At 64.3% G+C, this 15,801-nt stretch carries 17 protein-coding genes; 4 read left to right on the forward strand and 13 right to left on the reverse strand.

The window, feature by feature from the left end; translation table 11 throughout:
• Positions 1-167: 167 nt before the first annotated feature.
• The 3 genes from rlmN (at position 168) to RIN79_RS15310 (ending at position 2,601) form a co-directional block, all read left to right on the forward strand.
• Entirely contained in the window at positions 168-1,007 is an 840-nt protein-coding gene (gene rlmN / locus RIN79_RS15300; RefSeq protein WP_309085539.1) for a 23S rRNA (adenine(2503)-C(2))-methyltransferase RlmN, read from the forward strand.
• Between the two features lies 1 nt (position 1,008).
• Complete coding sequence (locus RIN79_RS15305) at positions 1,009-1,539, forward strand: GNAT family N-acetyltransferase (protein ID WP_309085540.1); 531 nt, start codon at positions 1,009-1,011, stop codon at positions 1,537-1,539.
• A 126-nt stretch (positions 1,540-1,665) separates the two neighbouring features.
• Complete coding sequence (locus RIN79_RS15310; RefSeq protein WP_309085597.1) at positions 1,666-2,601, forward strand: LysR family transcriptional regulator; 936 nt, start codon at positions 1,666-1,668, stop codon at positions 2,599-2,601.
• An 8-nt stretch (positions 2,602-2,609) separates the two neighbouring features.
• On the opposite strand, the gene RIN79_RS15315 is transcribed toward RIN79_RS15310, so the two are convergent.
• From RIN79_RS15315 to trbB, 11 genes are read right to left on the reverse strand one after another with little or no spacing between them, the layout of a single operon-like run.
• Entirely contained in the window at positions 2,610-2,858 is a 249-nt protein-coding gene (locus tag RIN79_RS15315; RefSeq protein ID WP_309085541.1) for a DUF2274 domain-containing protein, read from the reverse strand.
• 2 nt (positions 2,859-2,860) lie between these two features.
• The gene (locus RIN79_RS15320) at positions 2,861-4,054 is read right to left on the reverse strand and encodes a TrbI/VirB10 family protein (RefSeq protein ID WP_309085542.1); all 1,194 of its coding nucleotides are present in this window, start codon (positions 4,052-4,054) and stop codon (positions 2,861-2,863) included.
• Positions 4,051-5,037 (reverse strand): P-type conjugative transfer protein TrbG, encoded by a 987-nt coding sequence (trbG, locus tag RIN79_RS15325; RefSeq protein ID WP_309085543.1) that lies wholly within the window; start codon positions 5,035-5,037, stop codon positions 4,051-4,053. The genes RIN79_RS15320 and trbG overlap by 4 nt, the downstream gene beginning before the upstream one ends.
• The gene (trbF, locus tag RIN79_RS15330) at positions 5,034-5,717 is read right to left on the reverse strand and encodes a conjugal transfer protein TrbF (RefSeq protein ID WP_309085544.1); all 684 of its coding nucleotides are present in this window, start codon (positions 5,715-5,717) and stop codon (positions 5,034-5,036) included. Before trbF ends, trbG begins: the two co-directional genes overlap by 4 nt.
• Positions 5,717-7,078 (reverse strand): P-type conjugative transfer protein TrbL, encoded by a 1,362-nt coding sequence (trbL, locus tag RIN79_RS15335; RefSeq protein WP_309085545.1) that lies wholly within the window; start codon positions 7,076-7,078, stop codon positions 5,717-5,719. The genes trbF and trbL overlap by 1 nt, the downstream gene beginning before the upstream one ends.
• A 4-nt stretch (positions 7,079-7,082) precedes the next feature.
• Positions 7,083-7,415: a putative entry exclusion protein TrbK-alt gene (gene trbK-alt / locus RIN79_RS15340; RefSeq protein ID WP_309085546.1), complete on the reverse strand. Its 333-nt coding sequence runs from the start codon at positions 7,413-7,415 to the stop codon at positions 7,083-7,085.
• An 11-nt stretch (positions 7,416-7,426) separates the two neighbouring features.
• Positions 7,427-8,197, reverse strand: a complete 771-nt coding sequence (gene trbJ, locus RIN79_RS15345; RefSeq protein WP_309085547.1) for a P-type conjugative transfer protein TrbJ — start codon at positions 8,195-8,197, stop codon at positions 7,427-7,429.
• Positions 8,194-10,632: a conjugal transfer protein TrbE gene (trbE, locus tag RIN79_RS15350; RefSeq protein ID WP_309085548.1), complete on the reverse strand. Its 2,439-nt coding sequence runs from the start codon at positions 10,630-10,632 to the stop codon at positions 8,194-8,196. Before trbE ends, trbJ begins: the two co-directional genes overlap by 4 nt.
• A 12-nt stretch (positions 10,633-10,644) precedes the next feature.
• Positions 10,645-10,926 (reverse strand): VirB3 family type IV secretion system protein, encoded by a 282-nt coding sequence (locus RIN79_RS15355; RefSeq protein WP_309085549.1) that lies wholly within the window; start codon positions 10,924-10,926, stop codon positions 10,645-10,647.
• A complete protein-coding gene (locus RIN79_RS15360) occupies positions 10,926-11,258 on the reverse strand; it encodes a TrbC/VirB2 family protein (protein WP_309085550.1) in 333 nt (110 codons plus the stop codon). Before RIN79_RS15360 ends, RIN79_RS15355 begins: the two co-directional genes overlap by 1 nt.
• Entirely contained in the window at positions 11,255-12,238 is a 984-nt protein-coding gene (gene trbB / locus RIN79_RS15365) for a P-type conjugative transfer ATPase TrbB (RefSeq protein ID WP_309085551.1), read from the reverse strand. Before trbB ends, RIN79_RS15360 begins: the two co-directional genes overlap by 4 nt.
• 433 nt (positions 12,239-12,671) lie before the next feature.
• Here trbB and RIN79_RS15370 point away from each other — a divergent pair, with 433 nt between their 5' ends.
• On the forward strand, positions 12,672-13,274 hold the full coding sequence (locus tag RIN79_RS15370; RefSeq protein ID WP_309085552.1) for a hypothetical protein: 603 nt from the start codon (positions 12,672-12,674) through the stop codon (positions 13,272-13,274).
• A 93-nt stretch (positions 13,275-13,367) separates the two neighbouring features.
• On the opposite strand, the gene RIN79_RS15375 is transcribed toward RIN79_RS15370, so the two are convergent.
• Together RIN79_RS15375 and RIN79_RS15380 are read right to left on the reverse strand one after the other, a co-directional pair.
• Positions 13,368-13,802: a CopG family transcriptional regulator gene (locus tag RIN79_RS15375; protein ID WP_309085553.1), complete on the reverse strand. Its 435-nt coding sequence runs from the start codon at positions 13,800-13,802 to the stop codon at positions 13,368-13,370.
• Positions 13,803-13,812: 10 nt separating this feature from the next.
• Positions 13,813-15,798, reverse strand: a complete 1,986-nt coding sequence (locus tag RIN79_RS15380; RefSeq protein ID WP_309085554.1) for a conjugal transfer protein TraG — start codon at positions 15,796-15,798, stop codon at positions 13,813-13,815.
• Positions 15,799-15,801: the final 3 nt, after the last annotated feature.

Below are 15,801 nucleotides of genomic sequence, written 5' to 3' on the forward strand. Positions count from 1 at the left end.
TGACCGCCTCGGAGTTTGACGCACTCCCTTCCACCAAGGGTGACGCGGTTGCCTATCGCGATCTCTTCGCTCCCCATCGCGATCTTCCTCGCAAGCTACAGAGATGGGCGCAGGCCAATAGTCTCGCCCTTCGATCCCTCACGATCCTCAACCGGGACCGGGGCAGCATGTCGGAGAAATTCTTGTTCGGTTTGCCAGACGGGTACGCGGTCGAAAGTGTCCTCATTCGTCGTCGGGACGGATATACAGCCTGCGTCTCCTCTCAAGTGGGATGCGCTTTTGCTTGCCGCTTCTGTGCTTCAGGACAAGCCGGACTAAAGCGCAATCTGGCTGCCGCGGAGATTGTGGAACAGGTCGTCCAGTTAGGCCCGAAGGTGAACCGTATAGTGTTCATGGGAATAGGTGAACCCTTGAACAACTACGGCAACGTACTCAGGGCGATCCGAATATTGCGCGACCGGCGGGGCATGGATTTTCCAACCACTGGGATCACAATCTCCAGCATCGGCATCCCGAAAGCGCTTCGTGATCTTCGGGAAGAACATCTTGGCATAAACCTCACCATTTCTTTGCACGCCACGACACAGGAGGTCCGCGCCAAGCTTATTCCTGGCGCGAAGAAGCACGAGCTTTCTCAGGTGGTGCAAGCCGCTCTATCGTGGGCGAGACGACATAATCGCACGGTGACCTTCGTCTATCTCTTGCTGCCAGGGGTAAACGATAGTGTTGAAGATGCGCAGAGGCTTGTGGCGATGTTTGCCGACACGCCCGCTCGACTGAATCTGATGCGGTGGAACCCAGTCGATTCGATCGACTTTGGCCGCACAAGCGACCGCACCCTCCAGCTATTCAAGTCGAGACTGGAACGTGCAGGCGTGCCCGTCGTGGTGCGAGATACGCAAGGAATGGATATCGATGCCGCGTGCGGACAACTTTGGCTCCGCGATTTGCGAGGCGGCAGAGCGCTAGCGGCTAGCGCAAGCGTCGCGACTGCTAAGGCTATCTAGCATGACCATGGACCGACCAGAGCGTCTCTTCCGACGGGATGAAACCGCGTCTCTTAAGGAAACCATCATTTTGGAAGCTAGCGAGGCTGATTACTCCGCACTTCTGAATCATAACGCGCCCCGGAATCTCACACTGCCTGACACGCCGATTGCGAGCCTGGGGGTTCTTCAGATGCTCGCTGACGTGGCGACGTCGGTTCGCCCGATTTTCTCGCCAGCTTCATGGCTCATTGTTGAGGCGGGGGAGGTCGTCGGATTGTGCTCGATTACCCGGCCACCGCAGGCGGGAACGATAGATATCGGCTATGGGATTGCACCGTCGCGTCACCGCAGAGGCATCGCAACAAGAGCAATTGGTCACGTAGTAAGCTGGGCGCACAGCCGGCCTGAGATCGCGATCGTTACCGCAGAGACGGGGCGCGCTAACCAGGCATCTCAATCCGTTCTTATCCGTAATGGCTTCGTCGTGATCGGAGAGCGCATTGATCCCGAGGACGGCGAGCTAATCTGCTGGCAGCGCCCTGTGGGGTAGAGCGCCCGCTCCAATTGGTCGACCTTTGATGTTCGGGATCTGGCTCGCGAACATGTTTGAAGTGGTAGGTTCGAAGTGTTCTCTTCGCCAGCACTCGCCTCGCCGATCTAGGGAGGCTAGGTGATGATGCACGCCCTTCGGCAACTTCGTTATCTCCAACTAGCAGCTCAAGTAGGTAGCTTCAGACGCACGGCGGAGATGTACCAGGTCGATCAGTCGAATGTCAGCCGCGCGCTGAAGCAGCTTGAGGACAATCTAGGCATATCATTGTTCGAGCGAGCTCGAAGCGGTGTGCGGTTGACTCCGGCAGGCCAGCGGTTTCTGGCGGAAGCCTTGCCAGCCCTCGAGCAGCTTGAATCCGCTCGGCGCTCGGCGCGCGCAGCGCAGCGGGGAGGCTCAGGCGTGGTCCGCATCGGGATACTGACGTCGCTGGCAGGCGGGCTTCTACGACAGCTCATTCAAAGCTACGCGGAGAGGCATCCGCAGGTTACCATTGACGTTCGTGATGGAGGTCGGCAAGAGCATCTCGCGTCAGTTAGAGCGGGCAGATTAGACGCGGCCATCATCACGGGCTCGGACCCTGTCCAGGGGTTCGAAACACGAGAGCTATGGCGCGAGCGCGTCCATGTCGCGCTGTCCGAATGCCATCCGCTAGCTGCTAGGCCCAAGCTTGACTGGTCGGATCTCAGGACCGAGCACTTCATCGTGAGCCGGGGCGAACCCGGTCCCGAGGTGCATGATTACATCGTTCGTCGATCCGCCGACTACAGCACCTATCCCAATGTCGAGGAGAAGGCGGCATTGCAGGACACGCTCATGAACCTCGTCAGTCTCGGCCAAGGCATTACCCTGGTCTCGGCGGCATGGACGGCGGTCAAGGTTCCGGGGCTGGTGCTACGGCCGCTGACCGCGCGGGCGGATATCGTGCCGTTCAGCGTGGTCTGGTCATCGGCTAATGACAATCCAGCCTTCGTGCGCTTTCTCCAGACGGCTCAACTGCTCGCGAGCACCAGTTGCGGGCGCGGCGCCGTTGTACGGAGCGGATTAGGTCTGGCGGGCTGATAACTCGCCTAAACCTCGAGTGAATTCGACTGCGGCTTACTCTGCGACCGCCGCGCCTTGGCAAATCCGCGATCAGTATTCATGAACCGCGCCAGCATTGGCGCGATCAGCTTTAGCGGGTCGCTGATGTCCTGCCTGGTCTCGCGAGCCAGGACCTCTGCATAGGCTACGAGATCACTATGAAGCGCCGCTGGTAGTTCGATCGTCACCTTCACCGGCTTCTCATCGGGAATTCGGCCGAGTTTTAGCTTCGTCATGATCACCCTCCAAATGGCTCGATGACGAGATCGCGCGTCACGATTACGCGCACGGGAAAACCGGGCCGGATCGTGAGGGTTGGCGCGACGTTGAGCTGGCGGCGGACGATTTGCTGTCCCGCATCGTTGATGGTGTCCTGGCCGCCGTCGCGGATCGCCTGGATCAGGCGGTCCTCATCGTTCGTGGCGAGTTCGGCGCCGATGCTCAGCAGGGTCGAGAGACCCGCCGCCTTGGCCAGATCCCACCAGTGATAGTCGACGCCGTCTTCAAGACCGGCATAACCCTGAGTGTCCGCGCCGGGCTGGCGCTCCAGCACGATCGAGCGGCCGTTGGGGAAGATCAGCCGGTTCCAGACGAGCAGGATGCGGCGCTGACCGAAGCCGACATCGTTGCTGTACTCGCCGATGATGCGGGTGCCTTGCGGGACGAGCAGGAGGCGCCCGGTCGGGCTGTCATAAATGCTCTCCGTGACCTGAGCCGTGATCTGCCCCGGCAGATCGGACCTGATGCCGGTGATCAGCGCGGCAGGGATAACGGCGCCGGCCTGCAGGACGTAAGGTGACGCGGGCGGCACCACGCGGTCGGGCGCGACGGTTCGGCGATCGACGCCGGCGCTGAGGAAGGCCACTTGGCGATCCTGTGCGGTCGGGGCGGATTGCCCCGGCATGCCAAGACCAGCCAGGCCAGGAAGCGCGGTTGCGCCGCCGCTGATTCCCGGCGCGGCCGCCGTTCTCGTCTCGGTCTGGAAGAACACGCGTGAGGTCCGCGCCGCTTCCTCCTCGGCCAGCCTGCGTTGTTCCTCTGGGTCTATCGCGGGCGTCGCGACAGGTGGCGGCACGACGGGTTGGCCGCGGTTCTGCGCATCGAGGATCGGGCGTCCGAGATCGCCTGGCAGGGGCGGACCGAGCACAGGACCGGTATAGTCGCGCGGCAGCCCGGCGAGGCCGTCCGCTGTCGGCCGATTTTCCGTCGAATAGAGCTCTTCGCTGGTCCTGCCGGCGTCGCGCGTCTGGAGCGCATAGATCAGCGCGCCGCCGAGGCCGACGGAGGCGATCAGGCCCAGGCCCGCCAGCACTTTTCGCGAAACCCGTGTGACGCGGGGCGGGTCTGAGCGGAGCCGCATCGATGCCGCCGATGGTGACGGAGATCCCGTCAGCGGGAGATCGCCTTCTGCCTTGGCTTCGTTCTCGCTCATGACGAGGGCCTCCCATCGGTCCGGATGATCCTGACGGTCTGCTGGCGCTCTCCGCTGCCGAGCCGGAGCTCGGCGGCGCCGAAGAGCCGGTCGACGATCAGGATGTTCTGGTGGATGCGGCTGTTGACGATCTGAGCCTCGCCGTCGGCGCCGATGGCGAAGAGCGGCGGCATCTCGCCCTGCACGATGCCGCGGGGGAACTCGACATAGACGTGCCGGCCATCATCGTAGACCGAGACTGGCCGCCAAGGCGGCGTGTCGCCGGTCAGACCATAGCGGTAGTTGCGTGCGGCGATCGCCGGGATGACCGGCGTTGCAGGAACGGTCTGCCGCTGCGACGCCGGCGGCTGGGGATAGGCCCAGGCGACAGCCGGCATATAGGGCCGCTCGCCCGAGCGCAGCTCGATCATGTAGATGCGCCGGTCGGTGGTGATGACGAGGTTGGTGGAGAGGTCCGGCCGAGTGGGCTTGACCAGAACATGGACTCGCCGGGTCACGCCGCTACCGCTCTCGGTATCGCCGATGATCCAGCGTGCGGTGTCCCCGGCCGCTATCGGGCCGGCACCGGTCAGGCTTTCGCCGGGCTCGAGCGCGATATTGGTGATCTGCCCAGGCGCCGCATAGACCTGATAGAGCGCCCCTTCGCTCCAGGGATAGATCTGGATTGAATTGTAGTAGCCTTCACGGCGCGGCTCGACCCGCGCGGCAGCATTGGCGTTCTGTACACGCCCTGCGGCCGTGGTTGCTGCGGTTCCACCCCGCGCCGGCGTCCATGCCGGAGGAATGTGCAGCGGGCGGGGCCGCTCGTCCGTGACGGCTGCCGGTAGGGCCGGCAATGGTGGAACATCGGCGTCGTAGCTGATCTGGGGCGGCTTCGGCGCCGTGGCGCAGCCGGCGAGCGCGGTGGCGGAAAGCAGCACTACCGCAAATGCGGATTTTCGGAAAAGCGGCTGACCGGTTTTGCGGGAATGATGCCCGTTCATTGGCCCATCTCCCGCGACCAGTTGATGGCATTGACGTAGATGCCGAGCGGGTTCGCCCTCAGGCGCTCGGCATTGCGCGGCGTCTGGATCGCGATTGTCAGGATCGCGGTCCAGCGTTCGGTCGTGGCAAGCTGACCGTTCTCGTAGTGGCGCTCCGTCCAGGCGACGCGGAAGCTGTTCGGGGACGCGCGGATGACGCTGGATACTTCGACGGCGACCTGCTGGCGGCCGACTTTGATGAAGGGGTCGTTGGCGCGGGCGTAGTCGTTGAGCGCTGCGGCACCGCGATCGGTGGTGAATTCGTAGGCGCGCAGCCAGTTCTGCCGAACGATGATGGCGTCGGACGGAATCGAGCGGACCTGCTCGATGAACCGCGCAAGGTGGAAGGCGATCTGCGGATCTGTCGGTTGATAAGCAGCATCGGCCGGCGCCACGGCTTGCGCCTGACCGAGCTGGTCGACCTGCACGACCCAGGGCACAACGGTGCCACGCGCCGATTGCCAGACAAGCGCGGTCGCGAAGCCCGCGGACAGGATCAGCGAGCCGAAAGCCGTGAAGCGCCAGTTACGAGCCTGGACGCGGGCCGATCCGATGCGCTCATCCCACACCTGCGCAGCGCGCTGATAAGGGGTCTCGGGTTCGGGCGCTTTGCCGTAATGGGTGGAAGGACGTTTAAACATCAACGATCGCCTTGGGACAGGTTGACTGAAGAGCCGCCGCCATGGGCGTCACCAGAGCGGATGGCATGCGCCGTCGCCTGAACGGCATGGGTGATGCGTTGGGAGCGACGCATGCGCTGCGCCCATTCGGGTGGGCCACCAGCAGCGGCGGCGGCCGAGCCGCCGTGATCTCCGGCAGCGTCACCGCCGACAGTCCCCATCGACGAGGAGCCTCCGGTGGCTTCAAACGCCGCCTTGCTGCCGGCATTGAAGCTCGCGCGCATGCTTTCGGAGGCGCGTGAGGCCGCACGGCGAAGCGGTGAGACAGCTGCGCTGCCGCCGGCGCGGGCAACACCGCCGAGACCTGACGCGATACCAGCGGCGCCCGACTGGCCGGCCGCCCCGATGCTGTAAGCAGTAAACGCTCCGCCCGTGATCGCGGCGCCACCCCGCGCAGCGGCGGCAGCGCCTCCAGCAAGCGCCGCACCGCCTGATGCAACCGCGCCGACCGCGCCGGCACCGACTGCGACCAAGCCGCCTGCAGCGAGACCCGTACCAACGGCCGCCCCAGCACCGAGCTGCGGGCCGCCCGAGACGATTCCGCTGGCGATGCCGGGGCCAAAGATGCCGAGGCCGAGGAGCGACAGCGCGGCAAGCACGATCGCCATTGCCTCGTCGATCGAGGGGCTCTGGCCACCGAAGCCGGAGGTAAATTCGGAGAAGAGGGTCGAGCCGATTCCGATGATGACGGCGAGGACCAGAACCTTGATCCCCGAGGAGATGACGTTACCGAGCACGCGCTCGGCCATGAAGGCGGATTTGCCGAACAGGCCGAAGGGGATGAGGACGAAGCCGGCTAGCGTGGTCAGCTTGAACTCGATCAGCGTGACGAAGAGCTGGATGGCGAGGATGAAGAAGGCGAGCAGTACGAGCGCCCAGGCGAGGAACATGCAGGCGATCTGAATGAAGTTCTCGAAAAAGGACCAGTAGCCCATCAGGCTGGAAATAGAGTCGAGCAGCGGACGGCCGGCATCGAGGCCGGTCTGTGCGACCTTCCCAGGGCGCAGGAGATCCGCCGTGGTGAAACCCGTGCCAGATGCCTTCAGGCCGAGGCCGGCGAAGCTCTCGAAGACGATGCGAGCAAGGTTGTTCCAGTTGCCGATGATGTAGGCGAACACGCCGACGAACAGCGTCTTCTTGACCAGGCGCGCCATGATGTCGTCGTCGGCGCCCCACGACCAGAACAGTGCTGCCAGCGTCACGTCGATAACAATCAGGGTGGTGGCGATGAACGCCACTTCACCCCCGAGCAGGCCAAAGCCGCCGTCGATGTAGCGGGTGAAGACCTCTAGGAAATGATCGATAACGCCGGTGTTGCCCATGGTCCTATTGCCCTTCAGCGGGCTGTGACGGCGCGGGGACTCGCGGCACCTGAGGTGCGCCGGGTAGTCGTTCGGCCGACCGTGCACCGGGCGCCAGGAATCGCTGGCGGTTCTCCGCCCACGCGCGCCGGCAGCCAGGATCTTGTGGACCGGCCTCGCCGAGTGCCTGGCAGCGCAGCAGTTCGTCACGAAGCGGATCGGTCGGAGCAGCGCTTGGCCGGCCGGAAGTCCAGTTCTCGGCCGGCTCCTCTTTCCGGTTCATTTCGATCGCGGCCGCGGTAATGGCGACTGCGACGAAGACGATGGCGCCGATCCGCGCGAGCACCTTGCCGTCCATAGGAGCGCCCCTCAGTTGCCGTTGTTGGGGAACATCCGGGCATTGCCTGGCTGATAGCCGCTGCCGGGCGTCAGGAAGCGCCGACGCTGTTCACGTCCTTGCTCGGCGGCGGCGGCACGTTCGGCTTCGCTCAGCGCCTGCGCGCGGCCGTTCGCGGCGACGACCGCGGTGAGATCGACCAACTGCTGGGCCTGCAGCGCGAGAAGCTGGTTGCCGGCCTGGGTCGCCTGCAACGCACCGGTTGCGCCCTGGCTCTGGCCGACGAGGGCCGACATCTGGTTCCGGTTTGTGTCGATGTTGCCGACTACGCCGGCCTGGACGCGCATAGCATCCTGCAGACCGCCGACCGTGTTCTGCCAGCGGTCGCGCGCCTGAGCGACTAGCTGCTGATCGGAGGCCGACATGGAGGCGTTGCCATAGGTTGTCCGGAACGCCTGATCGACGTTCTGAACGTCGTAGGCGATACGCTGCGCTTGGCCGAGGAGCTGCTGGGTGCGCTGGACTGATTGCTGGAGCTGCTGAAGCGAGGAATGCGGAAGGCTCGCGAGGTTTCGCGCCTGATTGATGAGCATCTGGGCTTCGTTCTGAAGCGAGGTGATCTGGTTGTTGATCTGCTGCAGCGCGCGGGATGCCGAGAGCAGGTTCTGGGCATAATTTGTCGGATCGTAGACGATGCGACCGAATTGGGCGTGGGCAGGAGCGGCCAGGAAGGGGATCGTGGCGACGGAAGCGGTGAGCAGCGCGGCAGCAAGGCGCACGCCGCGCGAACGGCGCGGGTTCATGATGATGTCTCCAGATTATTGAGGTTAGGAATGAGGTCGGCAGCCCAATCGAGGCCGCGCTGACGCAACCAGGCCGCAAGGAAGTCTTCCCGTCCGTGGGCCGCAACGGTTTGCGCGATCGCAGCCTGATCGGTCTTTGAGGATGTTGCGCAGAGGGCGAGCGCCACATCCGACAGGCCAAGCTCGAACAGGCGATTGCCGCACCGCGACTGGCAGTAATAGTCGCGCTTGGGCATGGCCCGGGCGAGGATCTCGATCTGGCGATCGTTCAACCCGAAGCGGCGATAGATCGCGGTGATCTGCGGCTCGATGGCCCGCTCGTTCGGCAGCAGGATGCGGGTCTGGCAGCTCTCGATGATGGCGGGCGCGATGGCCGAGCCGTCGATGTCCGACAGCGACTGAGTGGCGAAGATGACGCTGGCGTTCTTCTTGCGCAGCGTTTTGAGCCATTCGCGGAGCTGCCCCGCGAACCCTTCGTCGTCGAGCGCGAGCCAGCCCTCATCGACGATCAGCAGCGTCGGCCGACCGTCGAGACGGTCCTCGATGCGATGAAACAGATAGGCGAGCACCGCGGCCGCTGCGCCGGTGCCGATCAGTCCTTCGGTTTCGAACGCCTGGACCGAGGCTTGCCCAAGATGTTCGGCTTCGGCATCGAGCAACCGGCCATAGGGACCGCCGACGCAGTAGGGCCGCAGCGCCTGCTTGAGATCATTGGACTGCAGCAGGACCGACAGGCCCGTCAGCGTGCGTTCGCCAATCGGTGCTGAGGCGAGCGACGAGAGCGCCGACCAGAGATGCTCCTTCACCTCTGGTGTGATGGTGACACTTTCGCGCCCGAGGATCGCCGTCAGCCAGTCGGCCGCCCAGGCGCGCTCGGCCACATCGTCGATCCGCGCCAGCGGTTGCAGCGATACGCTTTCGTCCGCGCCATCAGTCAGGCCGCCGCCGAGATCGTGCCAGTCGCCGCGCATGGCAAGGGCCGCAGCGCGGATCGAGCCGCCAAAGTCGAAGGCGAAGACCTGAGATCGCCGGTAGCGCCGGAACTGCAGCGCCATCAGCGCCAGCAGCACCGACTTGCCAGCGCCGGTCGGGCCGACGATCAGCGTGTGGCCGACATCGCCGACATGGATGGAAAGCCGGAACGGGGTCGAGCCTTCGGTCTTGCCGAAGAGCAGTGGGGGCCCTGCCAGATGCTCATCCCGTTCCGGTCCCGCCCATACCGCCGAGAGCGGAATCATGTGGGCGAGATTGAGTGTGTTGATCGGAGGTTGCCGGACATTGGCGTAGGCGTGCCCGGGCAGGCTGCCGAGCCAGGCGTCGACGGCGTTGATGGTCTCGGGCATGGCGGTGAAGTCGCGGCCCTGGATGACCTTCTCGACGAGTCGCAGCTTCTCGGCGGCGATCCGCGGATCCTCGTCCCAGACAGTGATCGTTGCCGTCACATAGGCTTGCCCAGCATAGTCGGCGCCCAGTTCCTGGAGCGCCATATCCGCGTCGGCGGCCTTGTTCGCGGCGTCGGTGTCGACCAGCACTGACGCCTCGTTGGTCATCACCTCCTTGAGGATGGCCGCGATCGACTTGCGCTTGGCGAACCATTGCCGCCGGATCTTGGTCAGCAGCTTGGTGGCGTCGGTCTTGTCGAGCAGGACGGCCCGGGTCGACCAGCGATAGGGAAAGGCCAGACGATTGAGCTCGTCGAGGATGCCGGGCGTGGTCGCGGTCGGAAAGCCGACGATGGTGAGGATGCGCAGATGCGTGTCGCCAAGGCGCGGCTCGAGCCCGCCGGTGAGCGGCTGATCGGCCAGCAGTGCATCGAGATAGACCGGCGTCTCGGGCACCCGGACGCGATGGCGTTTCGTCGAGACCGTCGAATGCAGGAAGGTCAGCGTCTCGGCGTCATCGAGCCAGGCGCATTCCGGCATGAAGGCGTCGATAAGCTGGAGGATGCGATCGGTGCGATCGGTGAAGCCGCGCAGGACTTCGTGGGCATCGACGCCGGCGTGATCGCGTCCTTCGTAGAGCCAAGTTTCGGCGCGGGCGGCATCTTCGGCTGGGGGCAGATAGAGAAAGGTCAGGAAGTAGCTCGACTCGAAATGCGCGCCGGCTTCCTCGAAATCCGCTTTGCGTTCGGCGTCGACCAGCGCGGAGGCGCTGTCGGCGAAGATGCTGTCGGGGTAGGTCGCGGCGCCGTGCCGCTGTGCCTCGACGAAGATCGCCCAGCCCGAGCCGAGGCGGCGGAAGGCGTTATTGAGCCGTCCGGCGACCGCGATCAGCTCGGCAGGCACGGCGCTGTCGAGGTCGGGGCCCCGAAACCGGGCGGTGCGTTGCAGGCTGCCGTCCTTGTTGAGGACGACGCCTTTGCCGACCAGTGCGGCCCAGGGGAGGAAGTCGGCGAGCCGGGTGTTGCGGTTGCGATATTCGGCGAGGTTCATCATGGCCGCGTCCCATTAAACCGACAGGTGGCCGGGGATGCGCAGATGCCGGCGCACCACATCGACGAACTGTGGATCGCGTTTGGCTGCCCAGACGGCAGCGAAGTGACCGATAGCCCAGAGGCCGAGGCCGACGAGCCAGAGGCGCAGGCCGAGACCGAGCGCCGCCGCCAGCGTCCCGTTCAGGATAGCGATCGAGCGTGGCGCGCCGCCGAGCAAGATATGCTCGGTGAGCGCCCGATGGACCGGCACGGAGAAGCCGGGAATCTCGGCTGCAGTGTCAGCCGACGTCGCCATCAGACCAGCGCGCCGCCGCCGAATGAGAAGAACGACAGGAAGAAGCTCGACGCTGCGAAGGCGATCGACAGGCCGAAGACGATCTGGATGAGGCGTCGGAAGCCGCCGCTCGTGTCCCCGAAGGCGAGCGTCAGGCCGGTAACGATGATGATGATCACCGCGATGATCTTGGCGACCGGCCCTTCGATAGACTGCAGGATTTGCTGCAGCGGTTGCTCCCAGGGCATGGACGAACCGGAGGCGTGGGCGGCAGGCGCGAGCGCCAGGCTGAGGAAGGTGACCGAAGCCGCCGTCACGAGATGGCGGCGGATGCGCATGGCATGCTGGATCATGACGGATCTCCTGCGGGGTGCTGGCTGGCGGGGATGACGCGGTAGTCGCCGTCGGCGCCGAGCCCTTCGACCCAGGCGAGCTCGGCGAGGCGGCGCGAGGTTCCGCGGCCCGAGAGCACGGCCACGAGATCGATGGTCTCGGCGATCAGGGCGCGTGGAACGGTGACGACGGCTTCCTGGATGAGCTGCTCGAGGCGCCGCAGTGCGCCGGTGGCGGTGCCGGCGTGGATGGTGCCGATGCCGCCGGGATGCCCTGTGCCCCATGCTTTGAGGAGGTCGAGCGCCTCGGCGCCACGCACCTCTCCGATCGGAATGCGATCGGGGCGCAGGCGCAGCGAGGACCGCACGAGATCGGACAGCGAGGCAACGCCGTCCTTGGTGCGCATGGCGACGAGGTTCGGCGCTGCGCATTGCAGCTCGCGAGTGTCCTCGATCAGCACCACACGGTCGGAGGTCTTCGACACTTCAGCGAGCAGCGCGTTGGTGAGCGTGGTCTTGCCGGTGGACGTCCCGCCGGCAACGAGGATGTTACGCCGCCCGGCGACGGCAACGCGCAGCGCCTCCGCTTGGCCCTCGAGCATGATGCCGGCCGCGACATAGTCGTCGAGGGTGAAGACGGCGACGGCGGGCTTTCGGATCGCGAAGGCCGGCGCGGCGACGACCGGCGGGAGCAGGCCCTCGAACCGCTCTCCCGTTTCCGGTAACTCGGCCGAAACTCGTGGGGCGCGGGGATGAACCTCCGCGCCGACATGGTGCGCGACGAGACGAACGATGCGTTCCCCATCGGCCGGCGACAGCCGCTCACCCGTGTCAGCCAAGCCCTCGGAAAGCCGGTCGATCCAGAGCCGCCCATCGGGGTTGAGCATCACCTCGACGACAACTGGGTCTTCCAGAAACTGCGCAATCGCCGGTCCCAGGGCGGTGCGCAGCATGCGCGCACCGCGAACGATCGCCTCCGATTTCTGGTGAGTTGCCGCCACGTCGTCCCCGTTCTCGTGCGGGCCCGCGATGCGCGGCCCTGGATCGGGGTTGAGTAGAAGAGGCAGAATTCAGGGCAGATCAACAACCGAAATGTGGTCGTCGTACTGTGGCGGACAAAGACAGGGAAACGGCGGAAGTGAGTAGCGGTCGATGTTCGGGAATGATGAGGTCAACCAGTCCATATATTTGAGTTGGCGGCGGCGAGGATCTTTCGGCCACGGACTCCTGCGTGGCCGAATTCGGCCTATCGGCCGCTAGTGCACCGATCGCGACGGTGTGGGACTACCGAGTGCTTCAGAAACATGCATTCTTCGCTTACTGAACTAGCTCCGGTCCACGCAGATGTGACGCGGCCCACCACTGGCCTTTGCTTGTCGGCAGGATGCTCCCTCAAGGCCGTGCGGCACCCATATGACCACGCAAGAGGAACAAATGCCTGACGCTTTGGAAATCCAACACACACTTCAGTCCGAATCTGACGTCCTGGTGCGAGATCTTCATTTGGATGAAATGCTGTCCAGCTTGGGAAAAGTAACCCGTGTCGGAAGTTCCGCTATGGGGTTGATGGTACGGCGCGACATCGACATTACGGTCACATGTTCCAAAATTGATGCCCCAACGACCGACGCTTTTGCGCTTGTTGGCGCGCGCCTCATGTCGATGACAGAGCAGGTCATGGAAGTGCGCTACCGAAACGACACTGGGACGTGGAATGCTGACCCGGAAAAATATCCAGACGGTCTGTATCTGTGGCTTTCCGTTCGAGGGAAGGATCGAGCGATGTGGACAATCGATATCTGGCTGGTGGATGAACCTGAAAGGCAGCCAGATCTCACCCATCTCAAGACCTTATTGCCGCGGCTGACTGAGGAGAACCGGCGCATAATACTGGCGATCAAAAGCGCGTTGAATTCCGGACAGCAAAACAAAAACAGAGTTCCAAGTGCTCTCGTCTATGAAGCGGTTGTAGACTACGCTGTTCTTAATGTTGCGCAGTTCGAAGGCTGGCTGAAAGAGCGAAGCGGCGTCAATTGAAGCCGGATTGCGGTGAGGATCGGGTCGGCCACTCAGCGGAACACCCAGAGGCGCATTGTAGGGCATAGCCGCCCCGGTTCCGGTCTGCTCGCGCTAGTCAGCGTCGCGCGCGGGATCGACGTCCTCGGAAATCTCCTGACGCAGCTTCGGCCCGTTAGCGAGCCGGCGGCCGAGCGCGGCCACGAATGCATTGTAACGCTCTGCTGCTTTGGCGCGCGCGGCCTGAGCTGCCGGCTCCGGGAGGGCCGGCGTCGTCTGAAGCCAGAAGCGAACGAAGATCGCCAGCGTCTCGACGGCAATACCCAGGTCGCGTTCCATGCGCGTCATCCGTCGGTCGAGTTGATCGAGCCGTTTGGTAATCGCCGCCTCCTGGCGTTCGGCCGCGTCAGGTGACAGGAAAGATGCAATCCCGGCTTCGGCGACCAGAGACAGGGAGTGCCCGCGCCGGACTGCATGGGCCGAAAGAGCCTTCATGACCTCAGGCTCAAGATACACGGACAGCCGTTGTTTCTTCGGTGATTTCGTCATGGCGCGGGTCCTACAACTCAATTCCGTCGCCGGAATCGAGCGAAGCCTGGCGTGCGACCTGCCGCATGGCATCGCGCATGCGGCGGCTGCGAGCGACGTCGTCGTCGATGTCGTCGGCCGGGTCGATCTCGAACTCGTTCTCGATCGGCACTTTCTTCTCGATCGGTTGCAAGCGGTTCAGTTCAGGTTGGTGGCGGCGCTCGGATTCCGTGGTGTCCTCGTCATTGCGGCTGGCTGCCTTCGCCGCGGCCAGGATCTCCGGCGCCGGCGGCACGGCCAGTTTGCTCCAGTCGTCGGTCGATGCCGTCGTGGATCTGACGTGCGCTGGCGGCGGCAGGATTCGCTCCTGAAACCGCCGGTCCTCATAGTAGCGCGCTTTCTTCGCCCGGATCGGCGGCGTACCTGCCACCATGACGATCTCATCGGCCGGCGGGAGCTGCATGATCTCGCCGGGCGTGAGCAACTGGCGGGCGGTCTCGGATCGCGACACCATCATGTGGCCGAGCCAGGGGGACAAGCGGTGACCAGCGTAGTTCTTCATCGCCCGCATCTCGGTTGCGGTCCCAAGCGCATCCGAGACTCGCTTGGCCGTCCGTTCGTCGTTCGTGGCGAAGCTCACCCGGACGTGGCAGTTGTCGAGGATCGAGTTATTGGGCCCGTAGGCCTTCTCGATCTGATTGAGCGATTGTGCGATCAGAAAGCTCTTGAGGCCATAGCCCGCCATGAAGGCCAGGGCGGACTCGAAGAAGTCGAGGCGGCCGAGCGCCGGGAACTCGTCAAGCAGGAGCAGCAGTCGGTGCCGCCCACCCTTTGCCTGCAGGTCCTCGGTTAGGCGCCGCCCGATCTGGTTGAGGATCAGGCGGATCAGCGGCTTGGTGCGGTTGATGTCGGAGGGCGGCACGACGAGGTAGAGCGTCGTCGGAGGCCTGCTGCCGACGATGTCGGTGATGCGCCAATCACAGTGTCGGGTCACCTCCGCGACGACCGGATCGCGGTAGAGACCGAGGAATGACATCGCGGTCGAGAGCACGCCCGACCGCTCATTGTCCGACTTGTTCAGGAGCTCGCGCGCGGCGCTGGCGATGACAGGGTGCGGACCGGCCTCGCCCAGATGGGCCGTTTTCATCATCGCGGCTAGCGTTGACCCGATTGGTCGTTTCGGATCGGACAGAAAAGCGGCGACTCCGGCGAGCGTCTTGTCGGCCTCGGCGTAGAGGACATGGAGGATCGCGCCGACCAGGAGCGCGTGACTGGTTTTCTCCCAGTGGTTCCGCTTCTCGAGGCTGCCTTCCGGATCGACCAGGATGTCGGCGATATTTTGTACGTCGCGGACCTCCCATTCCCCTTTGCGGACCTCCAGCAGCGGATTGTATGCGGCCGACTTCGGATTGGTCGGATCGAACAGCAGCACGCGCCCGTGCCGGGAGCGGAAGCCCGCCGTCAGCGTCCAGTTCTCGCCTTTGATGTCATGGACGATTGCCGAGCCCGGCCAGGTCAGGAGCGAGGGCACGACCAGGCCGACACCCTTTCCCGAGCGTGTCGGTGCGAAGCAGAGCACATGCTCGGGTCCGTCATGGCGCAGATACTCGCGATCGAGCTTGCCGAGCACGACGCCATCGGGACCGAGTAGACCGGCCGCACGAACTTCATCGACCTGCGCCCAGCGGGCCGAACCATAGGTCGCGACATTTTTCGCCTCCCGCGCCCGCCAAACCGACATGCCGATGGCGACAGCGATGGAGATGAAACCGCCGGACGCTGCGATCAACGCGCCCTCGACGAAGATCGGCGGCGCGTAGGCGTCGTAGAAGTACCACCACCAGAAGAAGGCGGGCGGGTAGTAGATTGGCCAACCGGCAATTTCGAACCACGCAGACCCGAGCTGGGCCTGGAAGCCGAGCCGCCACGCGGTCCATTGCGTCGCCGCCCAGGTCGTGAGCAGCACGATCGTGAAGACGGTGAGGATCTGGCCCCAGAGGATTTTCGTCGCGGACATGGC

Source organism: Chelativorans sp. (assembly GCF_031180965.1).
GTDB lineage: Bacteria > Pseudomonadota > Alphaproteobacteria > Rhizobiales > Rhizobiaceae > Chelativorans.